This is a genomic window from Streptomyces sp. NPDC047981, from assembly GCF_040653315.1.
Lineage (GTDB): Bacteria > Actinomycetota > Actinomycetes > Streptomycetales > Streptomycetaceae > Streptomyces.
Genome location: NZ_JBEZNQ010000010.1, coordinates 100,972 through 125,385, shown reverse-complemented (window position 1 = coordinate 125,385; position 24,414 = coordinate 100,972). Strand labels below are relative to the sequence as shown.

Below are 24,414 nucleotides of genomic sequence, written 5' to 3'. Positions count from 1 at the left end.
CTCTTCCCGCACTCTCGGCGCCGCCAGGCGCCGAGCCCCCACGAGTGAAGGAGAAGCAATGCCGCTCTGCGCTTGGCTGAAGGCGAGCACGATGACCGCGGCGGTCGTCCTCGCCACGACGACCGCGGCGTACGCCGCGCCCACCTCCTTGTCCGCCCCCGAGCCGTCGGCCCCGAGCACGGCGGCCGTGGTGACCCTTCGCTACGACGACAGCCGGGCAGGCGGCTGGGAGGCCGCGATCGCGGCCGGAGTCGCCTCGTGGAACGCGAGCGTCGGCAACGTCCGGCTCGTCGAGGCCGCCCCGGGCACGCGGGCCGAGATCGTCATCGTGGCCACCACCGGCTGGCCCCAGGCCACCCTCGGCCCGGTCCGCCCCGGCCGGCAGGTCCGCGTCGAACTCGGCAGCCAGGCGGTGACCCAGGGCTACGACAAGACGCGGATCGCCGCGCACGAACTCGGCCACAGCCTGGGCCTCCCCGACACCAAGCCGGGTCCGTGCTCGCAGCTGATGTCGGGTTCGAGCGCGGGTACGGCGTGCGTGAACGCGGTCCCGAACGCGACCGAGCGCGCCCGGGTGGAGTCCGCCTACGCAGGCGGCGCCGCCTCACGCGTTCCCACCGACGGACGCGTCCTGGTCGACGCCCCCTGATCCCCACGCGGGCAGGTCGACCGACCGGGCGGCCGACCCGTCCCCGGGCCACGGCGTCGTGGTCCGGGGACGGGCGAGGGGTGGAGGGTCTCAGGCGCGGACGGCCGCGGTCAGGGCGGTGAGGACCCGGCGCGTCTTGGTGTCAGGATGCTCGGAGAGCTCCACTCCCGCCGCCCGCACCGCGTCCTCCAGCTTCCGCTGCTTGCGCTCGGCCCGCTCCGTGAGCCGCTCGGCGTCGTCGTCGTCCTTGGGCTTCACACGGATCGAGGCTTCCAGGAACTCAAGATCGGTGACCGACCATGCCTCCAGGTCCACCTCCAGGTCGTCGAGGGCGACGTCCTCGATCTTCGTCGCCACGATCGGCCCGAGCGCGACAAGACCGCCGAGCCGGACCTCGGGCACGCAGACGTCGAGGAACTGGCCCTGCACCGCGTCGATGGCCGTGGCGGGATCCGCGCCCGGCGACGTCACCACGTCCGCCAGTACGCCCGGCGGATGGTCATGCACCAGAGACGCCGCCAGGACGCGCCGGCTGCCTGTCCAGTCCTGCTCGATCTTGTACGTGAAGGGCCGGGCCTCGAAGGGCGCGGCGAAGCGGCCGATCAGCTGTCCCCGCGTGCACGGACGCAGCTTGACGGTCAGGTCGTCGGGACCTGCCCCCGCCCTGATCCGTACGATCACCCCCGCGTCGAGCAGCGGCACCCGGCCCTCGGCGGCGCCGACCCGGTCCTCGGCGAACCAGATGTGACGGACCGACATGCGGCCGGCGGACGCGCCGAGAGCGGCCATGGCCGCCCCGACGCCACCGTCGATATTGACCTTGATCTCGATGGGCAACAGGTCCATGGCAGCGCTCCTGCGTGCTTCGTGCTGTTGCAGGACGGTCGAGGCCGCTGCGAGCCGAAGCCGGTGGCACCACGGCTCACTCACGGCTCACGCGGGCTCCCTTCCAGGATATCCGCACCATCTCGGGCCCGCGAGCAGGGCGTTCGAGCGATCGACGATCGGCTTCGGGGCCGGTCGCGACGGGACGCAAGGGCGGCAGGTTCAGGCCGCGGAGGATCGCGGAACGGTGACGATCGTCGTCGGCGGTACTGACAAGGTGACAGGGCAGTGTGCGAGATCTGCGGCCCGAGGAGGGAGGTCGTCGCCCCGCGCACCTTGTGAGTGCCTCGCGAGCGACGAGAGGGGCGTCGGGTCGACGCCGAGGGGGCCGGTCGAGGTGAAGGCGAAAGGACCGGAAGAGGGAGGGAATTCGGGCGGCGGGGAGAGCGGGAGAAAAAGACCCGCGGATTCCCGGGGCCGCTACTTCGAGGCTTCGTCCCGGGCGGCCTGCTGGGCGATCTGCTCCAGCACGTTCTTCGGGTCGGCGGAAGGAGTCACGGCCTTGCCGATGTTCCGCTTGATGGTATTGCTGACCTGGAGCCACGACGGCTCGTTGACCGGATAGAGCTGGGCGCTGCGCAGCGCGGCCAGGAACTGTCCGTCGCTGGGGTCCGCGGCCGCGTCCTGGGACGCCTGGCTGGCGGAGACCGTCGAAGGCAGCAGGTGGTAGCGCCCGGCGAACTCGCTGAGGTTCTTGTCCTCGTAGACGAAATCCAGGAACGAGCCCACGAGTTCGCGATTTCCGTCGTGCTTGAACGCCATCATCCAGTCGGCGATGCCCGCCGCCGGCGGGGCCTCCCCGTCGCGCATCGCGTCGGAGACCGGCATGCGCAGCGTTCCGACCTTCAGGCCCTTCGCCTTAGCGTCGTGCAGGAGCGAGGGGTAGCCGTTGACCATGCCGACATCGCCGCGCAGGAAGGCGGCGAAGGCGTCCTGCCGGTTGAGCTCGCCGGGCGGGACCGGGCCGGTCAGGTCCGGCACGACCAGGTTGTCCTTGATCCAGCGGAACGTCTGCGTGTTCCTCTCGGAGGCGATGCTGTACCTGCCGCTGCTGTCGGTGTAGCCGCCGCCGTTGCTCAACTCCCAGATCAGCGCCTCGGCATGGGCCTCCTCGGGGCCGAGCGGCAGTGCGTACGGGTAGAGCACGCCCTCCTTCTTCAGCGCCGTGGCCGCTTCCTTGAGCTCCGACCAGGTCTTCGGCGGCTTCGCGTCGGCCTCCTCGAACAACTCCTGGTTGTAGAACAGCAGTCGGCTGCTGGCGACGAACGGCAGGCCGTAGAGGGTGCCGTCGACCGAGCCCGCCTCCGCGAGCGGGGGCAGGAAGTTCGCCTCCGCCTTGATCGACATCACCTCGTGCGCGGCGTACAGCCGGCCCTGCGCGGCGAAGTCGGAGTAGGCGCCCATCAGCGCCACGTCGGGCGCGTTGCCCTCCTGGACCATGCGCGCGACCTCACGGTCGACGTCGGCCCACGGGTAGAGCGTCACCTCGATCTTCTTGTCGGGATGGGCGGCGGTGAAGTCGGCGGTCAGCTCGTCCCAGTACGCCTTGGAGCTGGTCGCCGGAGTGGCACCGTACTCGGGAACCACGAGGCGCAACGTCGTCCCGCCGCTCCCGGACGTGCCACAGGCGGTGGCCAGGGAGCCCAAAAGTCCGAAAGCGGCCACGGAGGCCGTCATGCCGAAAAGTCTTCGTCGCACGGATCTTTCCTCTTGATCTTTTTGGACAGTGCGTCCGAAATTCTCTCCCGTTCGGCGAAGTATGCGCGCCCCTTGTCGAACGGTTGTGTTCATATCTCCAACGGCGCGGATTCCGAATGGTGTTTTCCGATATGCCGGGACGTGTTCCGACGCGCGTAGACCTCGGTGCGATCGATTTCCGTGTGGCCAACGCCACGCCGACGCCACCCCGTCCCGGAACACGTCGTTCACCGGACGCGCGCCGCCTCGACTGATCAAATGGACGGGCAGACGACAGCGGAGGGGGATGGTCGGGGTGGTGGAGGAGACGGACCGCGTGAACGGGCTGGTCGCCGCGCAGGAGAAGGCGATCGCGCTGTTCGACGAGGTGGAGGCGCGCGGACTCGTCGCGCCCGGCCGGGGCGAGCGGGAGGTGAGCGACGCGATCCGTGACCTGGCCAACGACATGTTCGGCACCACGAAGCACTGGCACAAGCGGATCATCCGCTCCGGTCCGAACACCCTGCTGCCGTACCGGGACAATCCGCCGGACCGGATCATCGGCGAGGACGACGTGGCCTTCGCCGACTTCGGCCCGATCTTCGAGGAGTACGAGGCCGACTTCGGGCGCACGTACGTCTTCGGCGACGACCCGGACAAGCACCGCCTCCTGAAGGACCTGCCGCGGATCTTCGACGCGGGACGCGCCGCCTTCGAGGCCGACGCTGCCATGACCGGCGCGCAGCTCCACCGGGTGGTCGAGGAGCTGGCCGCCGAAGCGGGCTGGTCCATCGGCATCTGGCACGCGGGCCACCTGGTCGGGGAGTTCCCGCACGAGACGAACGACGGAGCGAAGGCGGAGTCGTACATCGCGCCGGAGAACACCACCCCGCTGCGGCGCACCGACCGGTCCGGCCGCCGCTGCCACTGGATCCTCGAACTGCACTTCGTCGACCGCGAGAGGGGCTTCGGAGGCTTCCACGAGCAGCTCCTGGACCTCGGCTGACCGGGGGGAACGACCCGCACCGGACGTCGCCCGCCCAGGGCCCGTCCGGCGGATCGGGGCGGACGGCCCCTGGCGGCGCGGCGCCGTGATCCCCCCGCCAATCGGTCGGACGGGCGCCTCGTACGAGTGAGGCGCGGGCTCCGTCGTGCCGCTGCCCGGCCGGTGGTGACCGAGGATCACAGGCGGTCGGCGGGCCCTGTCTCCCGGGGCCTCACCGTCCGCCGCACCCCGGGAGGGCCGCCATGCGCATCCTGCTCGTCGCCAGCAGCTTCAACAGCCTCACCCAGCGCGTCCTGGTCGAGCTGCGCGACCGCGGGCACGCCGTCGCCGTGGAGGTCACCCCCGACGGAGCCGCCGTACGCGAGGCCGTGGCGCGCCACACGCCCGACCTGGTCGTCGCCCCCATGCTGAGGGCCGTCGTGCCCCGGGAGGTGTGGACGGCGCATCGCTGCCTCATCGTGCACCCGGGGCCCGTGGGGGACCGGGGGCCGTCCTCGCTCGACCACGCCCTCCACGACGGGGTCGACGCGTGGGGCGTCACCGTCCTCCAGGCCGACGAGGAGATGGACGCGGGCGACGTCTGGGCCTCCGCCGACTTCCGCGTCCCCGAGGTCGGCAAGAGCGACCTCTACCGCAACGAGCTGTCCGACGCCGCGGTCGCCGCCGTGCTCCTCGCCGTCGAGCGGGTCGCCGCCGGGGCCACCCCGCGTCCCCAGACCGGCGAGATCCGCGCCCGTCCCGCGCTCCGCCAGGAGGAGCGCCGCATCTCCTGGGGCGAGGACACCACCGAGACCGTGCTGCGCACCCTGCGGGCCGCCGACTCACAGCCCGGCGTACCCGACCGGCTGCTCGGCGCCGAGTGGTTCCTGCACGGCGGCCACCCCGAGGACGCCCTGCGCGGACGCCCCGGCGACCTGCTCGCCACCCGGGCGGGCGCGGTCTGCCGGGCCACGGCGGACGGCGCCGTCTGGCTCCCCGAACTGCGCGCCCGCACCGGCCCGGGTCGGCCACGGGCCTGCAAGCTCCCCGCCACCCTGGCCCTCGCGGGCCGCCTGCCGGAGCTTCCCGAACTTCCCGCACCCCTCGGGCCCGGACAGCGGACCCGGCCGGGTCGGCGCACCTGGTCCGACATCCGGTACGCCGAGCAGGGACCCGTAGGCGTCCTGTCGTTCTCGTTCCCCGGCGGGGCGATGAGCACCGACCAGTGCCGCCGCCTCCTCGACGCGTACGAGACCGCCCGCGGGCGGCCCACCGCCGTCCTGGTGCTCGGCGGACAGCGCGACTTCTTCTCCAACGGCATCCATCTGAACGTCATCGAGGCCGCCGCCGACCCGGCCGCCGAGTCCTGGGCCAACATCAACGCCATGAACGACCTGGTGGAGGCGGTTCTCACGACCACCGACCGGCTCGTCGTCAGCGCGATCGGCGGCAACGCCGCCGCCGGCGGGGTGATGCTCGCCCTGGCCGCCGACGAGGTCTGGTGCCGCTCGGGATCCGTGCTCAATCCGCACTACCGGCGCATGGGCCTGTACGGGTCGGAGTACTGGACCCGCACCCTGCCCGGGAAGGTGGGCGAGGCCCTGGCCGCGCGGCTCACCGAAGAGGCCCGGCCGCTCTCCGCCGCGGCCTCGCTCGACATGGGTCTCGTCGACCGGATCGTCGACTGCGGCCCCGGGGAGTTCGCCGCCGAAGTCACCCGATCGGCCCTCCGCCTGGCATCGGGTCCCGGACTCCAGGCACGCGTCGCGGCGAAGAAGGCGGAGCACGAGCGCCGCGAGTCCGTCGCTCCCCTTGCCGCCCACCGCGAGCGCGAGCTTTCCCGCATGCGGCGGATCTTCGACGATCCCACCGCGAGCTACCACGCCCTGCGCCGGTCCTTCGCCCGGAAGGAGGCTCCCCGAGCGCCGTCCCCGGACGGAGCAGGTGCGGACGCGGCCGGATCGGCCGACTGTTAAGCAAGACCCAGGCCCGAAAAGAGGCCTTCGCCCCATCCCTCCTCAGGAGGCGACTCATGAGCGCAGTAACGCCGGCCCCGGTCGAGGAATCCGGCGCCGCACCCGGCAGCGAAGAGAAGCCGATCCACATCCTCTGGATCAACGCGGGTCTGAGCTGCGACGGCGACTCGGTGGCCCTGACCGCCGCCATGCAGCCCAGCATCGAGGAGATCGCCCTCGCCGGGCTGCCGGGGCTGCCCAGGATCGCGGTCCACTGGCCACTGATCGACTTCGAGTGCGGCCCGGTGGGCGGCGCCGACACGTTCATCGAGTGGTTCTTCAAGGGGGAGCGGGGCGAGATCGACCCGTTCGTCCTGGTCGTCGAGGGGTCCATCCCGAACGAGGCCATCAAGCAGGAGGGCTACTGGAGCGGCTTCGGCGACGACCCGGAGACCGGCCAGCCCATCACCACGAGCGAGTGGGTCGACCGGCTGGCGCCCAAGGCGCTCGCGGTCGTCGCGATCGGCACCTGCGCCACGTACGGCGGCATCCACGCCATGGCGGGGAACCCGACCGGTGCGATGGGCCTCCCGGACTATCTGGGCTGGGACTGGAAGTCCCAGGCCGGCATCCCCATCGTGTGCGTGCCCGGCTGCCCCATCCAGCCGGACAACTTCGCCGAGACGCTGACCTACCTGCTCTACCAGGCGGCCGGCTCCGCGCCGATGATCCCGCTGGACGACAAGCTCCGCCCGACCTGGCTGTTCGGGGCGACCGTGCACGAGGGCTGCGACCGTGCCGGCTACTACGAGCAGGGCCAGTTCGCCTCGACGTACGACTCGCCCCAGTGCCTGGTCAAGCTGGGCTGCTGGGGGCCGGTCGTCAAGTGCAACGTCCCCAAGCGCGGCTGGATCAACGGTGTCGGCGGCTGTCCGAACGTCGGCGGCATCTGCATCGCCTGCACCATGCCCGGATTCCCGGACAAGTTCATGCCGTTCATGGACGAGCCTCCCGGCGGCAAGGTCTCCAGCACCGCAAGCGGCGTCTACGGCTCCGTCATCCGCCGCCTGCGGACCATCACGGCCAGGACCGTGGACAAGGAGCCGAAGTGGCGGCACACCGGCGAACGCATCACCACAGGCTACCGGCCGCCCTGGTGACCGTCACGGCACGGCACCCCACACCCCGCTGAACCCGCAACCAACCCCACTGTTCGCGAAGTCGAAGAGCTCACGAAGGGCACCACACACACCATGGCACCTCCGACGAAGACGACGGGTGACGGCTCCGGACTGGTGGAGATGGCGTGGGATCCCATCACCCGGATCGTGGGCAGTCTCGGCATCCACACGAAGATCGATTTCAAGCAGAAGCGCGTCGCGGAGTGCTACAGCACGTCCTCCGTCTTCCGCGGCTACAGCGTCTTCATGCGGGGCAAGGACCCCCGCGACGCGCACTTCATCACCAGCCGCATCTGCGGCATCTGCGGCGACAACCACGCCACCTGCTCCGTGTACGCGCAGAACATGGCGTACGGCGTGAAGCCCCCGCACCTCGGCGAGTGGGTCATCAACCTCGGCGAGTCCGCGGAGTACATGTTCGACCACAACATCTTCCAGGAGAACCTGGTCGGGGTCGACTACTGCGAGAAGATGGTCCGCGAGACCAACCCCGGGGTCCTGGAACTCGCCGAGCGCACCGAGGCACCGCACGCCGCCGAGCACGGCTACCGCACCATCGCCGACATCATGCGCTCCCTCAACCCGCTCGAGGGCGAGTTCTACCGTGAGGCGCTGCAGGTCAGCCGCTACACCCGGGAGATGTTCTGTCTGATGGAGGGGCGCCACGTCCACCCCTCCACGCTCTACCCCGGCGGTGTCGGCACGGTCGCCTCCGTACAGCTGTTCACCGACTACATGAGCCGCCTCATGCGCTACGTCGAGTTCATGAAGCGCGTCGTCCCGCTCCACGACGACCTGTTCGACTTCTTCTACGAGGCGCTGCCCGGCTACGAGGAGGTCGGCCGGCGCCGCGTGCTGCTCGGCTGCTGGGGCGCGCTCAACGACCCCGAGCACTGCGACTTCACCTACGCCAACATGACCGACTGGGGACGGAAGATGTTCGTCACCCCGGGCGTCGTCGTGGACGGCAAGCTGGTGACCAACGACCTCACCGAGATCAACCTCGGCATCCGCATCCTGCTCGGCAGCTCGTACTACGAGGACTGGCAGGGACAGGAGCAGTTCGTCACCCACGACCCGCTGGGCAACCCGGTCGACCCGCGCCACCCGTGGAACCAGCACACCATCCCGGCCCCGCAGAAGCGGAACTTCGACGACAAGTACAGCTGGGTGATGTCCCCGCGCTGGTTCGACGGCAAGGACCACCTGGCCCTGGACACCGGCGGCGGCCCCATCGCACGCCTGTGGTCCACGGCGCTCTCCGGCCTCGTCGACATCGGCTACATCAAGGCCACCGGGCACAGCGTCGTCATCAACCTGCCCCGCACGATGACGAAGCCGGAGACCACCTTCGAGTGGAAGATCCCGAAGTGGAGCAACGCCCTGGAGCGCAACCGCGCCCGGACCTACTTCCAGGCGTACGCGGCGGCCGTCGCCCTGCACTGCGCCGAGAAGGGCCTGGAGGAGGTCCGCGCCGGACGCACCCAGACCTGGGAGAAGTTCGAGGTGCCGGACGAGTCCATCGGTGTCGGCTTCACCGAGGCCGTACGGGGTGTCCTCTCGCACCACATGGTGATCAGGGACGGCAAGATCGCCAACTACCACCCCTATCCGCCCACGCCGTGGAACGCCTCCACCCGGGACACGTTCGGGACCCCCGGACCGTACGAGGACGCCGTGCAGAACACGCCGATCTTCGAGGAGAACAGCCCGGAGAACTTCAAGGGCATCGACATCATGCGCGCCGTGCGCAGCTTCGACCCCTGCCTGCCGTGCGGCGTCCACATGTACACGGGCAACGGCCGGACCGTGAAGCAGATGCACGTGCCCACCGGCCTGAGCGGTCTGGCCGGATGAGCGCGACCACCGCCGAACAGGCGGGCCGGCGGGTCGAGGAGGTCCTGGACCGGCTGGCGGAGAACGGCGACAGCGAGGCGTGCGCGGCGGCCGAGGAAGTCGTCCGCGTCCTCATGGAGTTCTACGGCAGCGGCATCGCCCGCGTCGTCGACCTCCTCGGCCGCCCCGCCGCCCGTCCGCCCGCCGACCCGCTGGCCCCGCTGCTCGCGGACGAACTCGTCGCGAGCCTGCTCAACCTGCACGGACTCCACCCCGAGGACGCGCCGACCCGCATCGACCGCGCCCTGTCCGCCCTGCCGCAGCCGGTGGAGAACGCCGGGTTCGACCCGGCCACCGGCCTGCTGCGGCTGCGGGTGACCGGCTCCAGCGGCTGCGGCTGCTCCGGCACCCAGGAGTCCGTCCGGCAGGCGGCCGAGGACGCCCTCGCCTGCTTCGCCCCCGAAGTCACCGGCGTGGAGCTGGAGAGCGCCCCGCGCGAGCCGGCGCTGCTGCAGATCGGCACCCGTCCGTCGCTCGCGGGCGCCGACGGCCGCGCATCGGCCGCCCGGTGAACCGGCCGACGACCGAAGGCGCGCGACCCCCGCGCGCCAGGGGCCTGCGCCGGTTCACCACGCCCCGACCGCCCCGCGAGGAGCGCTGCGAACTGTGCGGCGCTCCCTTGGCGGCCGAGGAACGCCACCCGCATCTCGTCGACACCGACAAGCGGGCCCTGGTCTGCGCCTGCGGCCCGTGCGCGCAGCTCATGGACCGCTCCGCCGGCTCCCCGGGCCGGTTCCGGGCGGTCCCCGGCCGCTTCCTGACCGACCCCGGCCACCGGATCGACGACCGGGCGTGGGAGTCGCTGCGGATCCCGGTCTCGGTGGCCTTCTTCTTCCGTAACTCCGCCCTCGACCGGCCGGTGGCGCTCTACCCGAGCCCCGCCGGCGCCACCGAGAGCGAACTCGACGACGAGGCCTGGCAGTCCGTCCTCGACGCCACCCGGCTCGCCGCCCACCTCGAACCCGACGTGGAGGCTCTGCTGCTGCGCCGCCACGAGGGCCGCACCGAGTGCCATCTCGTGCCGATCGACCTCGCCTACGAACTGGTGGGCCGCATGCGACTGCACTGGCAGGGCTTCGACGGCGGCGCAGAGGCGCGGGCCGAACTCGACGCCCTCTTCACCCACGTACGGGGTCTGGCCCGTGAGCCGCAGGGGAGCCGGCCGTGACCGAGTTCTCCTTCAGCTGCACCGACGTCCGCGCCGACCCCTACGCGGCCGGACCCACGCTCGTGTTCCGGCTGCGGATCACCGCCACCGGCACCACCCGGGTCCACGCCATGGCCCTGCGCTGCCAGATCCGTATCGAACCCGCCCGGCGTGGCTACGACGACCAGGAGGCCGCGGCCCTGGCCGACCTCTTCGGCGAACGCTCCCGGTGGGGCAGCAGCCTCAACCCGGTCCAGTTCGCCCACGCCTCCGTCATGGTGCCCGGCTTCACCGGCGAGATCGAGACCGACCTCGTCGTGCCCTGCACCTACGACACCGACATCGCCGCCTCCCGCTACTTCCGGGCGCTCGGCGACGGCGACGTCCCGCTGCTCCTGCTCTTCTCCGGCACCGCCTTCACCGGCGCCGGCGGCTTCCACGTCGAGCCCGTCCCCTGGGACAAGGAGGTCTCCCACCGCATGCCCGTGAAGGTGTGGCGGGAGATGATCGACCAGCACTTCCCCGGCTGCGGCTGGATCCGCCTCCCCGGCGACGCGATGGACGCCCTGCTCGCCTACCGCTCCCGCCGGGCGCTCCCGTCCTGGGAGGCCACCGTCGAGTCCCTGCTCGAAGCGGCGGGGGAGAGGACACGATGACCACCGTCGCCTTCGACCCCGGCACCGAGGCGCGGTTCGCCGTCGCCCGGCACGTCGCCGACGCCGTCCTCTTCGAGGGGTACGTCCTCTACCCGTACCGCGCGTCCGCCGCGAAGAACCGGCTCCGCTGGCAGTTCGGGGTCCTGGTCCCGCCGTCCTGGAGCGCCGCCGCCGAGGAGCACGACTTCCAGCTCACCGAATGCCTCATGGAGCCGAGGACCGGCGCCGAACTGGCCGTGGAGGTCCGCTTCCTGCGCGCCCAGCGGCGCACCGTCGAGGAACTCCGCGCGGACGGGACCTACGCGCCGACCGGCGAACTCCGCCTGGCCGACCGCGTCCTGGTGGCCTGGGACGAGGGCGTCGAGGAACGCGTCACCCTCGTCGTCCCCGTCGGCGACCTGCGCGGGGACGGCACGACCCTGCCCTTCACCCGCCCCGCAGCCGAGGAGGTGGAGGAGGTCACCGACACCGACGGGACCGTCGTCGGCCGACTCGTCCGCCGCCGCGAGGAGATCAGCGGCACGCTGCGGATCTCGGCGGACGAACTCGACGGCCCGTACCGCGTCGAGCGGCTCTCGGTCACCGTGGAGAACACCAGCGTCTGGACCGCCGGGCCGGACACCGACCGCCACGCGGCCCTGCCGTACTCCCTCGTCGCCACGCACACGCTGCTCCGGCTCGACGGCGGCTCCTTCCTGTCGATGACCGACCCGCCGGAGTGGGCGAAGGGCGCCGTCGCCGCCTGCCGCAATCTGCACACCTGGCCCGTCCTGGCCGGCGAGCCCGGGAAGAGCGACCTGCTGCTCTCCTCACCGATCATCCTCGAGGACCACCCGGCCATCGCGCCCGAGAGCCCCGGCGCCCTGTACGACGCGACCGAGATCGACGAGATCCTCGCCCTGCGCACGGCCGCCCTCACCGACGAGGAGAAGCGCGAGGCCAGGGGGACCGACGCCCGCGCGGCGGCGGTGATCGATCTCGCGGACACCATGCCGCCCGAGGTCCTCGAACGTCTCCACGGAGCGGTACGCAGCCTCCAGAGCGTCACCGGCGCCCCGAAGTCGGCCGCCGGCAACATCCTCGAACCCCAGACGCCCTGGTGGGACCCCGGCGGTGACACCGGCGTCGACCCCGGCAGCGACCACGTCCTCGTCGACGGGCGCCCGGTCCGCGCGGGCAGCCGGGTCGTCCTGCGCCCACGACTGCGCCGCACGGACGCCCAGGACCTGTTCCTCGACGGACGCGGCGCGCTGGTCGAGGCGGTCCTCCACGACGTCGACGGCGGCGTCCACATCGCGGTGACCGTGGAGGACGACCCGGGCGCCGACATCCGGCGCGAACAGGGCCGGTTCCTCTACTTCCAGCCCGACGAGGTCGAAGCCCTGGAGGACCTGTGACCGGCCCGGCGCCCGACGCCCCGGGACCTGCCACGGCCCGCACCCTCGTGGCCGGGGTGGGCAACATCTTCCTCGGCGACGACGGCTTCGGCGTGGAGACCGTACGGCGGCTCGGCCGGGAGGAACTCCCCGCCTCCGTCCAACTGGCCGACGTCGGGGTCCGAGGCGTCCACCTCGCCTACGAGCTCCTCGACGGCTGGGACACCCTCGTCCTCGTCGACGTCACCGCCCGCGGCGGCGAACCGGGGACGCTCTACCTGATCGACGCCTCGACGGCCGGCGACCGCGGCTCCGGCACGGAGCACGCGCCGCTCGACGGCCACCGGATGACGCCCGACGCCGTCCTCGCCCTGCTCGACACGCTGTGCGCGGGAACCGGGTCCGCGCCGCCGCGGCGGATCCTCGTCGTCGGCTGCGAACCGGCCTGCCTCGACGAGGGCATCGGGCTCAGCCCCCAGGTCGCCGCCGCCGTGCCCGAGGCCGTGCGCATGGTGACCGAACTGGTCCGCCAGGAAGCCGTCGTATGAAGACCGAAACGGAGAGCATCATGCACAAGAACGTCCTCGGCACCGCAGCCGCCGCCACCGCCGCCCTGGCGGTCGTGGCCGTCGTCGTCGGAGTCCTCCCCGACCTCCGGCGCTACCTGCGCATCAGCAAGATGTGACGCCACGCGGACGCGCGTCCGCCCTGCGCGGCGGACGAGCGGCTGCACCGAACGGACGACACCGCCGAGCGGTCCCGGCGCGCCGGTCGGGACCCCGCCGCCACCCGTCCTCTAATGGCGCCGGAGACCCACCCCGGCACCCAGGACGGAGACCGATGCACGAGATGTCCCTCGCGGTCGCCGTCGTCGACCAGGTCGAGACCGCGGCGAGGTCCCGCGGGGCCGTCGGCGTCCACAGCATCGAGCTGGACGTCGGCGAGCTGGCCGGAGTCGTCGCTGACGCCCTCGCCTTCTGCTTCGAACTCGCCTGCGCCGGAACCGTCGTCGAGGGCGCCGAACTGATCACCCGTACCGTCCCCGGCACCGCGCGCTGCGCACCCTGCGCCGAGGTCTGGGCCGTCGGCATGCCACCGCGGCTGCTCTGCCCCCGATGCGGCGCCGCGGCCGACGAACTCGTCTCCGGCCGCGAACTCCAGATCCGGGAGGTCCGCTGGACCGAGCCCGAGGCGGCGCGCCCGGGGCATCGCCAACCGATCACCGAGGAGAGCTGAGCATGTGCCGAGCCGTCGATCTCCAGCGCGCCGTCCTCGCCAAGAACGAGGCCGCGGCACAGATCCTGCGGACCGAACTCACCGCCCGCGGCACCACCGTGGTCAATCTGCTCTCCAGCCCCGGCAGCGGCAAGACCGCCCTGCTGGAGCGTGAGCTGCGGCTCGCCGGCGAACGGGGTGTCAGCGCCGCCGCGCTCACCGCCGACCTCGCCACCGAGAACGACGCCCGCCGCCTGGCCCGCTCGGGCGCCCCCGTCAAGCAGGTGCTCACCGACGGACTCTGCCATCTGGAGGCGGACATGGTCGCCCGGCACCTGCACGACTGGCTGCCCGAGTCCACCCGGCTGCTGTTCGTCGAGAACGTCGGCAACCTCGTCTGCCCCGCCGGCTACGACCTGGGCGAGTCGCTCCGCGTCGTGCTCGCCTCGGTCACCGAGGGAGAGGACAAGCCGCTGAAGTACCCCACCGCGTTCGGCCTCGCCCAGCTGGTGATCGTCACCAAGACCGACATGGCCGAGGCGGCGGAGTTCGACGAGACGGCCTTCCGCGCCCATGTGGAGCAGGTCAACCCCGGTGTCGAGATCGTCCTCAGCTCGGTGCGGGACGGCAGCGGTGCCGGCGCCCTCCTCGACCGGGCCCTCGCGGCGGCCGAGGGCAACCGCGTCCACACCCCGGTGATGGCCCAGGCCGGCGCGTGACCACGGCGAGGCCGGGCACCGGACCCGCGGCCGTACCCGACACGGCGACGGCCCCCCGGCGCACCCAGGTCGTCGTCAGGGGTGTCGTCCAGGGCGTGGGCTTCCGGCCCTTCGTCCACGCCCTCGCCGGCCGACTGCGCCTGTCCGGCCACGTCACCAACACGGCGGACGGTGTCGTCGCGGAGGTCGAGGGCGACCCCGAGGACGTCGCCGCCTTCTGCGCCCGCCTCGCCGCCGACGCCCCGCCGCTGGCCCGGGTGGACTCCGTCGAGACGGCCGAGGTGACTCCGAGCGGGGGCAGCGGATTCACCATCGTGCCCTCCCGCCAGGGCGGTGCCGTGCGCACGCTCGTGCCGCCGGACACCGCGACCTGCGACGACTGCCTCGCGGAGCTGGCGGACCCGGCCGACCGGCGGTACTTGCACCCGTTCATCACGTGCACCCACTGCGGCCCCCGGTTCACGATCGTCACCGGTCTGCCCTACGACCGCGTGCACACCACCATGGCCGGCTTCCCGATGTGCCCGGACTGCGCACGCGAGTACGCGGACCCCGCCGACCGACGCTTCCACGCCCAGCCCGTCGCCTGCCCCCGCTGCGGCCCCCGGCTGCGCCTGGTCACCGCCCCGGACGGCCCGCACACCGCCGCCGCCTGCGCCTCCGCCGGCGACATGGACGGCGATCCGGTCGCCGCGGCCCGCCGGATGCTCGCCGCCGGCGCGATCCTCGCCGTCAAGGGCCTCGGCGGCTACCACCTGGCCTGCGACGCGACCGCCCCCGACGCGGTCGCGGAACTGCGCCGCCGCAAGGCGCGCGGTGACAAACCGTTCGCGATGATGGCGGCGGACCTCGCGGACATCGAGCCTCTCGCGCACCTCGGCCCGCTCGAACGGGAGCTGCTCTCCGGCGCGGTCCGCCCCGTCGTCCTGCTGCGCCGCCGCGCCGACGCCCGCCCGCGCCAGGGCGCCGCCCCGGCGCCGTCGGTGGCGCCCGGCAGCCCCGACCTCGGCTTCATGCTCCCGTACACCCCGGTGCACCATCTCCTCCTCGGTCTCGGCGCGGCGGACGGGGAAGGGCCCCGGCTGCTCGTGATGACCAGTGGCAACCTCTCGGGCGAACCGATCGTCACGGACGACGCGGAGGCGCTCACCAGGCTCGCCGGTCTCGCGGACGCCTGGCTGCTGCACGACCGGCCCATCCATGTGCCCTGCGACGACTCCGTCGTCCGCGTCTGCGACGGCGAGCAGCTGACGCTGCGCCGCTCCCGGGGCTACGCGCCGCTGCCGGTCACCCTGCCCGTCGAGGTCGGCCCCGCCCTCGCCGTCGGCGGGGACCTGAAGAACACCTTCTGCCTGGGCGCGGGACGGCAGGCGTGGCTCTCCGCCCACATCGGCGACATGGACGACCTCGCCACCCAGCTCGCCCTCACCTCCGCCGAGCGGCAGCTGGAGTCCGTCACGGGCGTCCGGCCCGCCCTGCTCGCCGCCGACCGCCACCCCGCCTACCGGTCCGCCCGCTGGGCCGAAGACCGATCCGCCGGGCGCCCCGTCGTCCCGGTGCAGCACCATCACGCGCACGTCGCGTCGGCCATGGCCGAGCACGGCCTCGACGGCGCGGCTCCCGTCATCGGCGTCGCCTTCGACGGCACCGGCTACGGCCTCGACGGCGCCGTGTGGGGCGGGGAGTTCCTGCTCGCGGACTACGCCGGTTTCCAGCGGTTCGCCCACCTGTCCTACGTGTCCCTGCCGGGCGGCGACGCGGCGGTACGCCGCCCCTACCGGATGGCGCTGGCCCACCTACGGGCGGCGGGTCTCACCGCCGACCCCGCCCTGCCCTGCAGCCGGGCCTGCCCTCCCGAGGAACGGGCTTTACTGGAACGGCAGTTGGCGCGCGAGCTGAACTGCGTACCCACGTCCAGCATGGGCCGCCTCTTCGACGCCGTCTCCTCCCTCGCCGGGATCTGCCACCACGCGGGATACGAGGCGCAGGCCGCGATCGAGCTGGAGGCGGCGGCCCTGCGCGCACCCGCCGAGGCCGAGGACGGGCGCTACGCCTTCCGGCTCAGCCCGCCCCGGTCCGGTGCCCCGCTCACCGCCGACCCCGCGCCCCTGCTTGCCGCGGTGGCCGCCGACGTCCTCGACGGGACCCCCGTGGCGGTCGTCGCGGCGCGGTTCCACCACGCCGTGGCACGCCTGGTCCGCGCGGCCTGCGCCGCGGCCCGCGCCGAGACGGGTCTCGCGACCGTGGCGCTCACCGGGGGAGTGTTCGCCAACACCGTGCTCTCCTCGGCCTGCGCCGAAGGGCTGCGGGAGGACGGCTTCACCGTGCTGCGCCATCGCCTGATCCCCCCGAACGACGGCGGTCTGGCGCTCGGTCAGCTCCTCGTGGCCGCCCGGGTCACGGACGGGGCGGCGGCCCCCGGCACGCCACGACGAGAGCGAGAGTGAGGAGACACCCATGTGCTTGGCGGTACCCGGAAAAGTGCTGGACGTCGAGGACCGGGACGGCACCCGGATGGCCACGGTCGACTTCGGCGGGGTGGTCAAGGAGGTGTGCCTGGAGTACCTGCCGGACCTGAAGCCCGGCGAGTACGCCATCGTCCATGTCGGGTTCGCCCTGCAGCGACTGGACGAGGAGTCGGCCAGGAAGACGCTGGAGCTGTTCGAGACCCTCGGCATGCTCCAGGAGGAGTTCGGCGACCCGTGGGAGTCGGCCGCCGAGGCGAACGGGAACGAGCGGCCGGCGCGCGAGGGCGTGGCCGGAGAGGTGCGGCCGTGAAGTACATCGACGAGTTCCAGGACCCCGAGCTGGCGCGGCGGCTCCTCGACGAGATCCGGGCGACGGTGACCCGGCCCTGGGCGCTGATGGAGGTCTGCGGCGGCCAGACCCACACCATCATCCGGCACGGGATCGACCAACTGCTGCCGCCCGAGGTCGAGTTGATCCACGGACCGGGCTGTCCCGTGTGCGTGACGCCGCTGGAGGTGATCGACAAGGCGCTGGAGATCGCCTCCCGCCCCGGCGTGACCTTCTGCTCGTTCGGCGACATGCTCCGGGTCCCCGGTACGGGCCGCGACCTGTTCCAGGTCCGCGGCGAGGGCGGTGACGTCAGGGTCGTCTACTCGCCGCTCGACGCGTTGCGGATCGCCGAACAGAACCCGGACCGCGAAGTGGTGTTCTTCGGCATCGGGTTCGAGACCACCGCGCCGCCCAACGCGATGACGGTCCACCAGGCGCGCAAGCTCGGCATCCGCAACTTCAGCCTGCTCGTCTCGCACGTCCGGGTCCCCCCGGCGATCGAGGCGATCATGCGCTCCCCCGACTGCCGTGTCCAGGGCTTCCTCGCCGCGGGGCACGTGTGCAGCGTGATGGGTACGGCCGAGTATCCCGAGCTCGCCGCGCGCCACCGGGTACCGATCGTCGTCACCGGGTTCGAACCGCTGGACATCCTCGAGGGCGTCCGGCGGACCGTGCTCCAACTGGAGCGCGGAGAGCACACCGTCGAGAACGCCTATCCGCGCGCGGTCCTGCCGGAGGGCAACCCCGCCGCCCGGGCGATGCTGGACGACGTCTTCGAGGTCACCGACCGCGCGTGGCGCGGGATCGGCGTCATCCCGGACAGCGGTTGGCGGCTCTCGGAGCGGTACCGCGAACACGACGCCGAGCACCGGTTCTCCGTCGAGGGCATCGACACCCGCGAGCCGGCCGAGTGCCGCAGCGGCGAGGTGCTCCAAGGGCTGCTGAAGCCGCACGAGTGCGAGGCCTTCGGCACGCTGTGCACGCCCCGCACCCCGCTCGGCGCCACGATGGTCTCCAGCGAGGGCGCGTGCGCCGCGTACTACCTCTACCGACGGCTCGACCTGGGCACGCCGTCCCCGACGACTCCGACGACTCCGACGACTCCGACGACCCCGAACGCCCCGACGGGCGACTCCGCGGCTCTGGAAGGCAGTTCCGTTGTCTGAACTCATCCGTGACACCCCCGGCGCCCAGGCGCCCGACATGCTCGCCTGGACCTGCCCGGCCCCGCTGCGCGACCAGCCGCGTGTCGTGATGGGCCACGGCGGAGGCGGCGCCCTCTCCGCCGAACTGGTCGAGCACATCTTCGCCCCCGCGTTCGGCGGCCCCGCGCTCTCGGTCACCACCGACGCCGCCACCGTCGAACTCGGCGGCGCCCGGCTGGCGTTCTCCACCGACTCCTTCGTCGTACGCCCCCTGTTCTTCCCCGGGGGCAGCATCGGCGACCTGGCCGTCAACGGCACCGTGAACGACCTCGCCATGAGCGGCGCGCGCGCCGCCTACCTCTCCTGCGGCTTCATCCTGGAGGAAGGGGTGGAGACCGACGTCGTGACGCGGGTGGCGAACGCGCTCGGCGCGGCGGCCCGCGCGGCCGGCGTCCAGGTGGCCACCGGCGACACCAAGGTGGTGGAGGCCGGCCACGGCGACGGCGTCTACATCAACACCTCCGGCATCGGTCTGATCCCGCCCGGCGTCGACCTGCGGCCCCAGCGCGTCGTACCCGGCGACGTGGTGATCGTCAGCGGACCCGTCGGCGTCCACGGCGTGGCGATCATGAGCGTGCGCGAGGGCCTCGAGTTCGGCGTCGAGATCGAGAGCGACTGCGCGCCGCTCGGCGGCCTGGTCGAGGCGATGCTCGCGGTCACCCCCGACCTGCACGTGCTGCGCGACCCCACCCGAGGGGGCCTCGCGGCCTCGCTCAACGAGATCGCTGCGGCGTCGGGCACCGGCATCGTCGTCCAGGAGCGGGCCGTGCCCGTCCCCGCCCCGGTGGCCAGTGCCTGCGCGATCCTCGGTCTCGACCCGATGTACGTGGCGAACGAGGGCAAGCTGGTGGCCTTCGTCCCGCGCGCACGGGCCGAGGAGGTGCTCGCCGCCATGCGCGCGCATCCGCTGGGCGAGGGGGCGGCCGTGATCGGGGAGGCCGTCGAGGCGCATCCGGGCATGGTCGTCGCGCGCACCGGCCTCGGTGGGACGCGCGTGGTGGACATGCCGCTCGGTGAGCAGCTGCCGCGGATCTGCTGAGTCCGCCGAGGGTCAGCCCCGCGCGCCGCGACGGCGGTCGCGGGCGGTGTCGAGGGTCCATGTGTGGGTGCAGTTCGGGCACTGCAGATGGACCTTGGGCCCCTTGTTGGCGATCAGGTAGCGCCAGTGCTCCGAGCAGTTGCGGCGCTCCTCGCAGGGCCCGCACCCCTGGGCGTCGTCGCAGCCGGGGCAGGCGACCCAGGCGCGGCGGGCCCGGTCGGCGTGGGGATCAATGGGAAGCCGCATCGCCCGGCTCCCGTCCCGGCAGCACACCCGCCGCCACCAGCATGGAGTGGATCCGCAGCTGCTCCTCGTCCAGGCCCGAGTAGAGCAGGTCGTACGCGGCCTGCTCCTCCCGCAGGACGGCCACCGGGTCCCAGTCGGCGCCCAGGGCCGCCACGACCTCGGCCCGCCGACGGGCCTCCTCGAGGGTGAGGTCGATGGTGAAGGTGATGTGGTCCGGGTCGGAGGCCTGGTTCATGGGAAGCTCTCGATCGTGCTTTCGACGCGCGTTCGGTGCACATCGAAATCGAACAGGATCCGACACGTCTACCAGAACGGGCACCGGGTACGAAAGGGCGTACATCACCTCCCGGGGCGTGCGCGCACGCACTGTGGCGCATCTCACTGTGCGCACCGAGCGCGGCCCGGAGGCCTCCGCCGAGCACGGACCGTGTCGGCGGATCGGCGGAGGCATCCCGGGGCCGCGCGGGCTCAGTGCTCGCAGAGGGAGAACTCCCGTTCGTAGAGCTGCTCGTTGTGTTCGTCGACGAAGAACTTGCGTTCCTGCATGAGCTGTTCGCGGAAGTCCTTCGCCTGCGCGAGCGTCATGGTCGAGGTGTCGGACCACGGCTGCTGCGGGGGTACGTCGGAGGTGGAGACGATCTTCTCCGACGGGTCGACCAGGAAGAACGCGAGAATCTTGCGATGTCCCGGGCGGGTGGTGTCCGCGAGGCGGAAGGAGCCGACGCGGTGCTGCAGGACGTTCGGGAACGCCACACAGCGGCCCGCCGGCGTCGCCGTCGATCCCAGCTCCTGGTTCAGCGCGTCCTCGTCCTCCAGGCCGTAGACCTCACGCAGACCGTCGTCGTCGTTCTGCTCGTAGTCCGGGTCGTCCAGTGCCGCCCGGAAGCTCAGCCGGCTCTCGGTGATGTTCTCGCTGTCCCAGTAGTAGATGCCGGTCGAGACGATCCGCTCGTTCAGCATCCCCTCGACGTGCCAGGAACCGCCCTGGTACTCGGGCTTCTCCGGGGTCAGATGGATCGTGGCGAGCTTGACGATGACCTGGAGACGGCGGCCGCGCAGATCGACGCGTGCGGATGCGTCGGGCGACGGGGGCGGGGTGAAGTCCGGAGCGTCCGGGACGACCGGGCGACGGTTCTCCCACCAGGCGTCATAGGCCTGGTCGTAGGCGCGACGGGCCTGCGCGTGGGCCTCGGCGTCGCTGTAGGAGGACCTGGAGGGATACACCGGCTTCTCCTCGTACCACCCGTAGGGATCGGCCTCGATCCGCAGGGGCCGGGGGTGGCGGAGATCGGTGAGCACGTTCTCCAGGAGCGGGCGCAGGCGCGCGAACACGTCAGGGAGGACCGCCGCCAGTTCGCCGTGAGTCTCCGGGTGGACGTTGTTGACGTACGAGAGGAAGGTGACATCGCCGTCCTCACTGATGTCGACGTCCGTGGGGAGCCACTGGAACTTCTCCGAGAACTCGTACTTCGCGTAGCGGTCCGTCGGGTTGTTCCACGCCTGCTCGGGACCGCCGCTCGCCTCTCTCGTCAGACAGAACAGCGAGGGATGAACCAGGTCCAGGACCTGGCCGTCGGATCCGGGATGCCAGTCCCGCTCCGCCTCGGGCACCTGTTCCAGGACCTCGACCGCCGAGCGCAGCCGGGACCTGAGCCCGTCGTCGACCAACGTGTCCGACTGCCACACGCCGTCCACGCCGGACACCTCGATGCCGGTCGTTTCGTCCCTCAGGGCCGCGTAATGCCGGAGTTCGGCCAGTACGTAGCGGACCTGGGCTTCGGTGAGGCCCTGACCGAGCGCCTCCCGCGTCCACCGGGCGGCGACGTCGGCGTCGTTCATCTTGTCGAACCAGCGCGGCTTCTCCCGCACGTGCGCGCTGCACCGCGTCATCTCGAGTTCCCGCAGCGTACGGGGCGTGGCGAACGAGAGCGAACGGGTGGATCGGAAGGGCAGCGGGAAGGCGGACAGGCCAGTCAATTCTGTTGTTCCTCACAGTCGGTGTGCGGTGCCGGGAACGATACGTGAGGGGACTGACACCACAGCCGTGGTCCCCGCGCCGAGGCTCCGGGGCCTCCCCGGCGGAGCCTCGACGCCCGGGGTCCGCGTGGGGGACGCCCTCGGAAAATGGTTTGAGCACAGGGGGGTGGCACCGGCAGGATCGAACACCACCGATGAGTTCTTCCCGGCGCCGTGGTCTTCCTGTGTGACCCGCCCTGCGCGGAGGACACTCACCCGACGGAAGGCGCCATGCTCGCACCACACGCAACACCCGCCCACGCGCCCGAACGCGTGACCGCCGTGCTGCGGATCCTCGTGCTGTCCACGTTCGTCGTCCTCCTCAACGAGACGATCATGGTCAACGCGATTCCGCGGCTCATGCGCGAGTTCGAGGTCACCGCGGCAGCCGCGGGGTGGCTGTCCACGGCGTTCATGCTCACCATGGCCGTCGTCATCCCGGTGACCGGATGGTTCCTGCAGCGGGTGACGACCCGGACCGCCTACGGCCTGGCCATGGCGCTGTTCCTCGCCGGCACGGTCCTGGCCGCCGCCGCGCCCGCCTTCCCCGTGCTGCTGGCCGCCCGCGTCATCCAGGCCAGTGGCACCGCCGTCATGATGCCGCTGCTCATGACGACCCTGATGACCCTCGTGCCTCCGCAGGACCGCGGGCGTGTGATGGGCAACCTCACCCTGGTCATCTCCGTCGCACCCGCCCTCGGCCCCGCGGTCTCCGGTGTGCTGCTGGAACTGGGGACCTGGCGTCTGCTGTTCCTGGCCGTCCTGCCCATCGCCGGCGCCATGGCCTTCTTCGGCCGGCGGAAGCTGGTCAACATCGGTGAGCCGCAGGCCGGCCCGATCGACTGGCTGTCCGTCCCCCTGGCGGCCGCGGGCTTCGGCGCGCTGGTCTACGGCCTCAGCGGCCTCGGTGCCGAGCAGGGAGCCGGGTCCTTCGTGCCCCCGGAGGCCACGGCCGCGGCGGGCGCCGTGCTGGTGGGCCTGTTCGCCTGGCGGCAGCTGGCGCTGCAGCGCTCGTCCACTCCGCTGCTCGACCTGCGCACCCTGACGTTCCGTCACTTCTCGGTGGCGCTCGCCCTGATGTGTCTGTCCTTCATGGCGCTGATGGGTGCGTTCATCCTGATGCCGATCTATCTGCAGGAGGTGCTCGGCCTGACCTCACTGCAGACCGGGCTGCTCCTCATCCCGGGAGGCCTGACCATGGGTCTCCTCGGGCCGCAGGTCGGAAAGCTCTACGACCGGCTCGGCGCGCCGCGTCTCGTCGTCCCCGGAGCCGTCCTCACCGCGCTGTGCCTCGGTCTCTTCGCCCTCACGGGAGAACAGACCTCGCCGTGGCTGGTGCTCGTCCTGCACGTGGCCCTGAGCGCGGGAATGGCCTTCGTCTTCACCCCCGTCTTCACCTCCGGTCTGTCCGTGCTGCCGCCGCACCTCTACCCCCACGGCTCCGCCATCCTGGGCTCGCTCCAGCAGGTCGCGGCCGCCGCCGGCACCGCCCTGGTCATCAGCGTCATGTCGGGACGCGCTGCCGCGGCGGCGGCCGAAGGCGCCGGCGCCACCGACGCCCTGGCCACCGGCATCCAGTGGGGATTCGGGGTGGGTGCCGCCCTCGGTGGGCTGACGGTGCTGGTCGCGCTCCTGGTCCGCACCCCGCCCACGCCGGACCAGCCGGTCGCGCCGGACGCCGAGGACGAGGACGGCACCACCGCGACGAGCAAGGCCGCCCCCGCATCTCACTGACGCGGGTCGCTCTCGGACCACGGAGAGCGGGTCCACGACGAAGACGAGCGTGGAACCCGCCGGGATCAACGGCGAGGGGGGCTGATCGCCGTAGCCGAGGCGCGGGGGAACGATGATCTCGCGCCGGCCGCCCGCCTTCATCCCCTCACTCCCCGGTCCCAGCCTTTGATCACCCCGCCTTGCTGAGGCTATCGATTTTCGATAGATTTCCATCGTAGCTCGATGGAAGGGTGGGTCATGGGAGATCTGGCGGTACGGGCGCTGCGCGCCGTGCTCGCGCTGGTGCTGGCCGGCACCGTGTGCGTGCAGGCCTTGATGCTGTGGGTGTTGGTCAGTGGGAACGACCCGGAGGACGGTTCGCTGCCGCTGACACCGTTGCGCGTGATCGTGGTCCTGGGGATGGTCTCGGCCCAGGTCACGCTGGTCAGCGTGTGGCGGCTGGTGACGATGGCGCGACGCGGGACCGTGTTCTCCCACGCGGCCTTCCGGTACGTGGACGCCGTGATCGGCGCGATCGTGGCGGCCGCCCTCCTGTGGTTCGTGGTCACCGCGATCAACGCGCCGGGCCAGCGGGACGACCCGGGCGTCACCGTCATCATGGGCGGCATCGGCCTGGCCATCCTCGGGGTCGCGCTCATCGTGTTCGTGCTGCGGACACTGCTCGGCCAGGCGGTCGCACGGGACGTCGAAGCCGCGCGGATGCAGGCCGAGTTGGACGAGGTCATCTGATGCCCATCGTCGTCGACATCGATGTGATGCTGGCCCGGCGGAAGATGTCCGTGGGCGAACTCGCGGACCGCGTGGGGATCACCCCCGCCAACCTGGCGGTGCTCAAGAACGGCCGCGCCAAGGCGGTACGTTTCGCGACGCTCGCCGCCCTCTGCGACGTGCTGGCGTGCCAGCCGGGCGACCTGCTGCGCTGGGAGGTCGAGGCGGAGGGCGCCGCGGACGAATGACCGCCCCCGCGCCGGCAGGGGACCGCCCCGCGCCGGCGGCGGTGGGGGACGGCAGAATCCTTTTCCCGGGATGTGCTG

At 71.9% G+C, this 24,414-nt stretch carries 25 protein-coding genes and 1 pseudogene; 20 read left to right on the top strand and 6 right to left on the bottom strand.

The features are described from left to right. Positions 1-58 precede the first annotated feature (58 nt). Complete coding sequence (locus AB0E14_RS09100) at positions 59-649, top strand: snapalysin family zinc-dependent metalloprotease (RefSeq protein WP_362414091.1); 591 nt, start codon at positions 59-61, stop codon at positions 647-649. A 90-nt stretch (positions 650-739) separates the two neighbouring features. On the opposite strand, the gene AB0E14_RS09095 is transcribed toward AB0E14_RS09100, so the two are convergent. Then, the gene (locus AB0E14_RS09095; RefSeq protein ID WP_362414089.1) at positions 740-1,495 is read right to left on the bottom strand and encodes a hypothetical protein; all 756 of its coding nucleotides are present in this window, start codon (positions 1,493-1,495) and stop codon (positions 740-742) included. Between the two features lie 459 nt (positions 1,496-1,954). After that, positions 1,955-3,211 carry an extracellular solute-binding protein gene (locus AB0E14_RS09090; protein ID WP_362414087.1) on the bottom strand — a complete coding sequence of 419 codons (1,257 nt, stop codon included), beginning with the start codon at positions 3,209-3,211 and terminating at the stop codon, positions 1,955-1,957. A gap of 307 nt (positions 3,212-3,518) precedes the next feature. Here AB0E14_RS09090 and AB0E14_RS09085 point away from each other — a divergent pair, with 307 nt between their 5' ends. The 16 genes from AB0E14_RS09085 to hypE all read left to right on the top strand — a co-directional run bounded on the left by AB0E14_RS09085 (position 3,519) and on the right by hypE (position 19,384). Continuing rightward, complete coding sequence (locus tag AB0E14_RS09085) at positions 3,519-4,217, top strand: M24 family metallopeptidase (protein WP_362414085.1); 699 nt, start codon at positions 3,519-3,521, stop codon at positions 4,215-4,217. Between the two features lie 242 nt (positions 4,218-4,459). After that, a complete protein-coding gene (locus AB0E14_RS09080; protein WP_362414083.1) occupies positions 4,460-6,172 on the top strand; it encodes a hydrogenase maturation protein in 1,713 nt (570 codons plus the stop codon). A gap of 56 nt (positions 6,173-6,228) precedes the next feature. Then, complete coding sequence (locus AB0E14_RS09075; RefSeq protein WP_362414081.1) at positions 6,229-7,311, top strand: hydrogenase expression protein HypE; 1,083 nt, start codon at positions 6,229-6,231, stop codon at positions 7,309-7,311. A 93-nt stretch (positions 7,312-7,404) separates the two neighbouring features. Further along, positions 7,405-9,189 carry a nickel-dependent hydrogenase large subunit gene (locus AB0E14_RS09070; protein ID WP_362414079.1) on the top strand — a complete coding sequence of 595 codons (1,785 nt, stop codon included), beginning with the start codon at positions 7,405-7,407 and terminating at the stop codon, positions 9,187-9,189. Then, positions 9,186-9,740, top strand: coding sequence for a hypothetical protein (locus tag AB0E14_RS09065; protein WP_362414077.1), 555 nt, complete (start codon positions 9,186-9,188; stop codon positions 9,738-9,740). Before AB0E14_RS09070 ends, AB0E14_RS09065 begins: the two co-directional genes overlap by 4 nt. After that, positions 9,737-10,396, top strand: a complete 660-nt coding sequence (locus AB0E14_RS09060; protein WP_362414075.1) for a DUF5947 family protein — start codon at positions 9,737-9,739, stop codon at positions 10,394-10,396. The genes AB0E14_RS09065 and AB0E14_RS09060 overlap by 4 nt, the downstream gene beginning before the upstream one ends. Beyond that, positions 10,393-11,031, top strand: a complete 639-nt coding sequence (locus tag AB0E14_RS09055) for a DUF6084 family protein (RefSeq protein WP_362414073.1) — start codon at positions 10,393-10,395, stop codon at positions 11,029-11,031. Before AB0E14_RS09060 ends, AB0E14_RS09055 begins: the two co-directional genes overlap by 4 nt. Further along, complete coding sequence (locus AB0E14_RS09050; protein ID WP_362414071.1) at positions 11,028-12,428, top strand: hypothetical protein; 1,401 nt, start codon at positions 11,028-11,030, stop codon at positions 12,426-12,428. Before AB0E14_RS09055 ends, AB0E14_RS09050 begins: the two co-directional genes overlap by 4 nt. Further along, the gene (locus AB0E14_RS09045) at positions 12,425-12,955 is read left to right on the top strand and encodes a hydrogenase maturation protease (RefSeq protein WP_362414069.1); all 531 of its coding nucleotides are present in this window, start codon (positions 12,425-12,427) and stop codon (positions 12,953-12,955) included. Before AB0E14_RS09050 ends, AB0E14_RS09045 begins: the two co-directional genes overlap by 4 nt. Next, positions 12,952-13,092, top strand: a complete 141-nt coding sequence (locus tag AB0E14_RS09040) for a hypothetical protein (RefSeq protein WP_362414067.1) — start codon at positions 12,952-12,954, stop codon at positions 13,090-13,092. Before AB0E14_RS09045 ends, AB0E14_RS09040 begins: the two co-directional genes overlap by 4 nt. A 155-nt stretch (positions 13,093-13,247) precedes the next feature. Continuing rightward, entirely contained in the window at positions 13,248-13,643 is a 396-nt protein-coding gene (locus tag AB0E14_RS09035) for a hydrogenase maturation nickel metallochaperone HypA (protein ID WP_362414065.1), read from the top strand. Positions 13,644-13,645: 2 nt separating this feature from the next. Beyond that, positions 13,646-14,341 carry a hydrogenase nickel incorporation protein HypB gene (hypB, locus tag AB0E14_RS09030; RefSeq protein ID WP_362414063.1) on the top strand — a complete coding sequence of 232 codons (696 nt, stop codon included), beginning with the start codon at positions 13,646-13,648 and terminating at the stop codon, positions 14,339-14,341. Further along, positions 14,338-16,788, top strand: coding sequence for a carbamoyltransferase HypF (hypF, locus tag AB0E14_RS09025; protein ID WP_362414061.1), 2,451 nt, complete (start codon positions 14,338-14,340; stop codon positions 16,786-16,788). The genes hypB and hypF overlap by 4 nt, the downstream gene beginning before the upstream one ends. 10 nt (positions 16,789-16,798) lie before the next feature. Continuing rightward, complete coding sequence (locus AB0E14_RS09020) at positions 16,799-17,119, top strand: HypC/HybG/HupF family hydrogenase formation chaperone (RefSeq protein ID WP_362414059.1); 321 nt, start codon at positions 16,799-16,801, stop codon at positions 17,117-17,119. Continuing rightward, positions 17,116-18,306, top strand: coding sequence for a hydrogenase formation protein HypD (gene hypD, locus AB0E14_RS09015; RefSeq protein WP_362414057.1), 1,191 nt, complete (start codon positions 17,116-17,118; stop codon positions 18,304-18,306). The genes AB0E14_RS09020 and hypD overlap by 4 nt, the downstream gene beginning before the upstream one ends. Positions 18,307-18,343: 37 nt before the next feature. Then, positions 18,344-19,384, top strand: a complete 1,041-nt coding sequence (gene hypE, locus AB0E14_RS09010) for a hydrogenase expression/formation protein HypE (protein ID WP_362414149.1) — start codon at positions 18,344-18,346, stop codon at positions 19,382-19,384. 12 nt (positions 19,385-19,396) lie between these two features. On the opposite strand, the gene AB0E14_RS09005 is transcribed toward hypE, so the two are convergent. The 3 genes from AB0E14_RS09005 to AB0E14_RS08995 all read right to left on the bottom strand — a co-directional run bounded on the left by AB0E14_RS09005 (position 19,397) and on the right by AB0E14_RS08995 (position 21,607). Next, on the bottom strand, positions 19,397-19,630 hold the full coding sequence (locus AB0E14_RS09005; RefSeq protein ID WP_362414055.1) for a hypothetical protein: 234 nt from the start codon (positions 19,628-19,630) through the stop codon (positions 19,397-19,399). Then, positions 19,614-19,865, bottom strand: coding sequence for a DUF6400 family protein (locus tag AB0E14_RS09000; protein ID WP_362414053.1), 252 nt, complete (start codon positions 19,863-19,865; stop codon positions 19,614-19,616). The genes AB0E14_RS09005 and AB0E14_RS09000 overlap by 17 nt, the downstream gene beginning before the upstream one ends. Positions 19,866-20,098: 233 nt before the next feature. After that, positions 20,099-21,607: a DUF4246 domain-containing protein gene (locus AB0E14_RS08995; RefSeq protein WP_362414051.1), complete on the bottom strand. Its 1,509-nt coding sequence runs from the start codon at positions 21,605-21,607 to the stop codon at positions 20,099-20,101. Positions 21,608-21,877: 270 nt separating this feature from the next. On the opposite strand from AB0E14_RS08995, the gene AB0E14_RS08990 reads away from it, so the two are divergent. Continuing rightward, on the top strand, positions 21,878-23,380 hold the full coding sequence (locus AB0E14_RS08990) for an MDR family MFS transporter (protein WP_362414049.1): 1,503 nt from the start codon (positions 21,878-21,880) through the stop codon (positions 23,378-23,380). Positions 23,381-23,395: 15 nt separating this feature from the next. On the opposite strand, the pseudogene AB0E14_RS08985 reads toward AB0E14_RS08990, so the two are convergent. After that, positions 23,396-23,550, bottom strand: a pseudogene (locus tag AB0E14_RS08985) (FKBP-type peptidyl-prolyl cis-trans isomerase); the annotation flags it as partial. A gap of 67 nt (positions 23,551-23,617) precedes the next feature. On the opposite strand from AB0E14_RS08985, the gene AB0E14_RS08980 reads away from it, so the two are divergent. Both AB0E14_RS08980 and AB0E14_RS08975 read left to right on the top strand, forming a co-directional pair. Then, positions 23,618-24,109 carry a DUF2975 domain-containing protein gene (locus tag AB0E14_RS08980; protein WP_362414047.1) on the top strand — a complete coding sequence of 164 codons (492 nt, stop codon included), beginning with the start codon at positions 23,618-23,620 and terminating at the stop codon, positions 24,107-24,109. After that, entirely contained in the window at positions 24,109-24,336 is a 228-nt protein-coding gene (locus AB0E14_RS08975) for a helix-turn-helix transcriptional regulator (RefSeq protein WP_362414045.1), read from the top strand. The genes AB0E14_RS08980 and AB0E14_RS08975 overlap by 1 nt, the downstream gene beginning before the upstream one ends. Positions 24,337-24,414 lie beyond the last annotated feature (78 nt).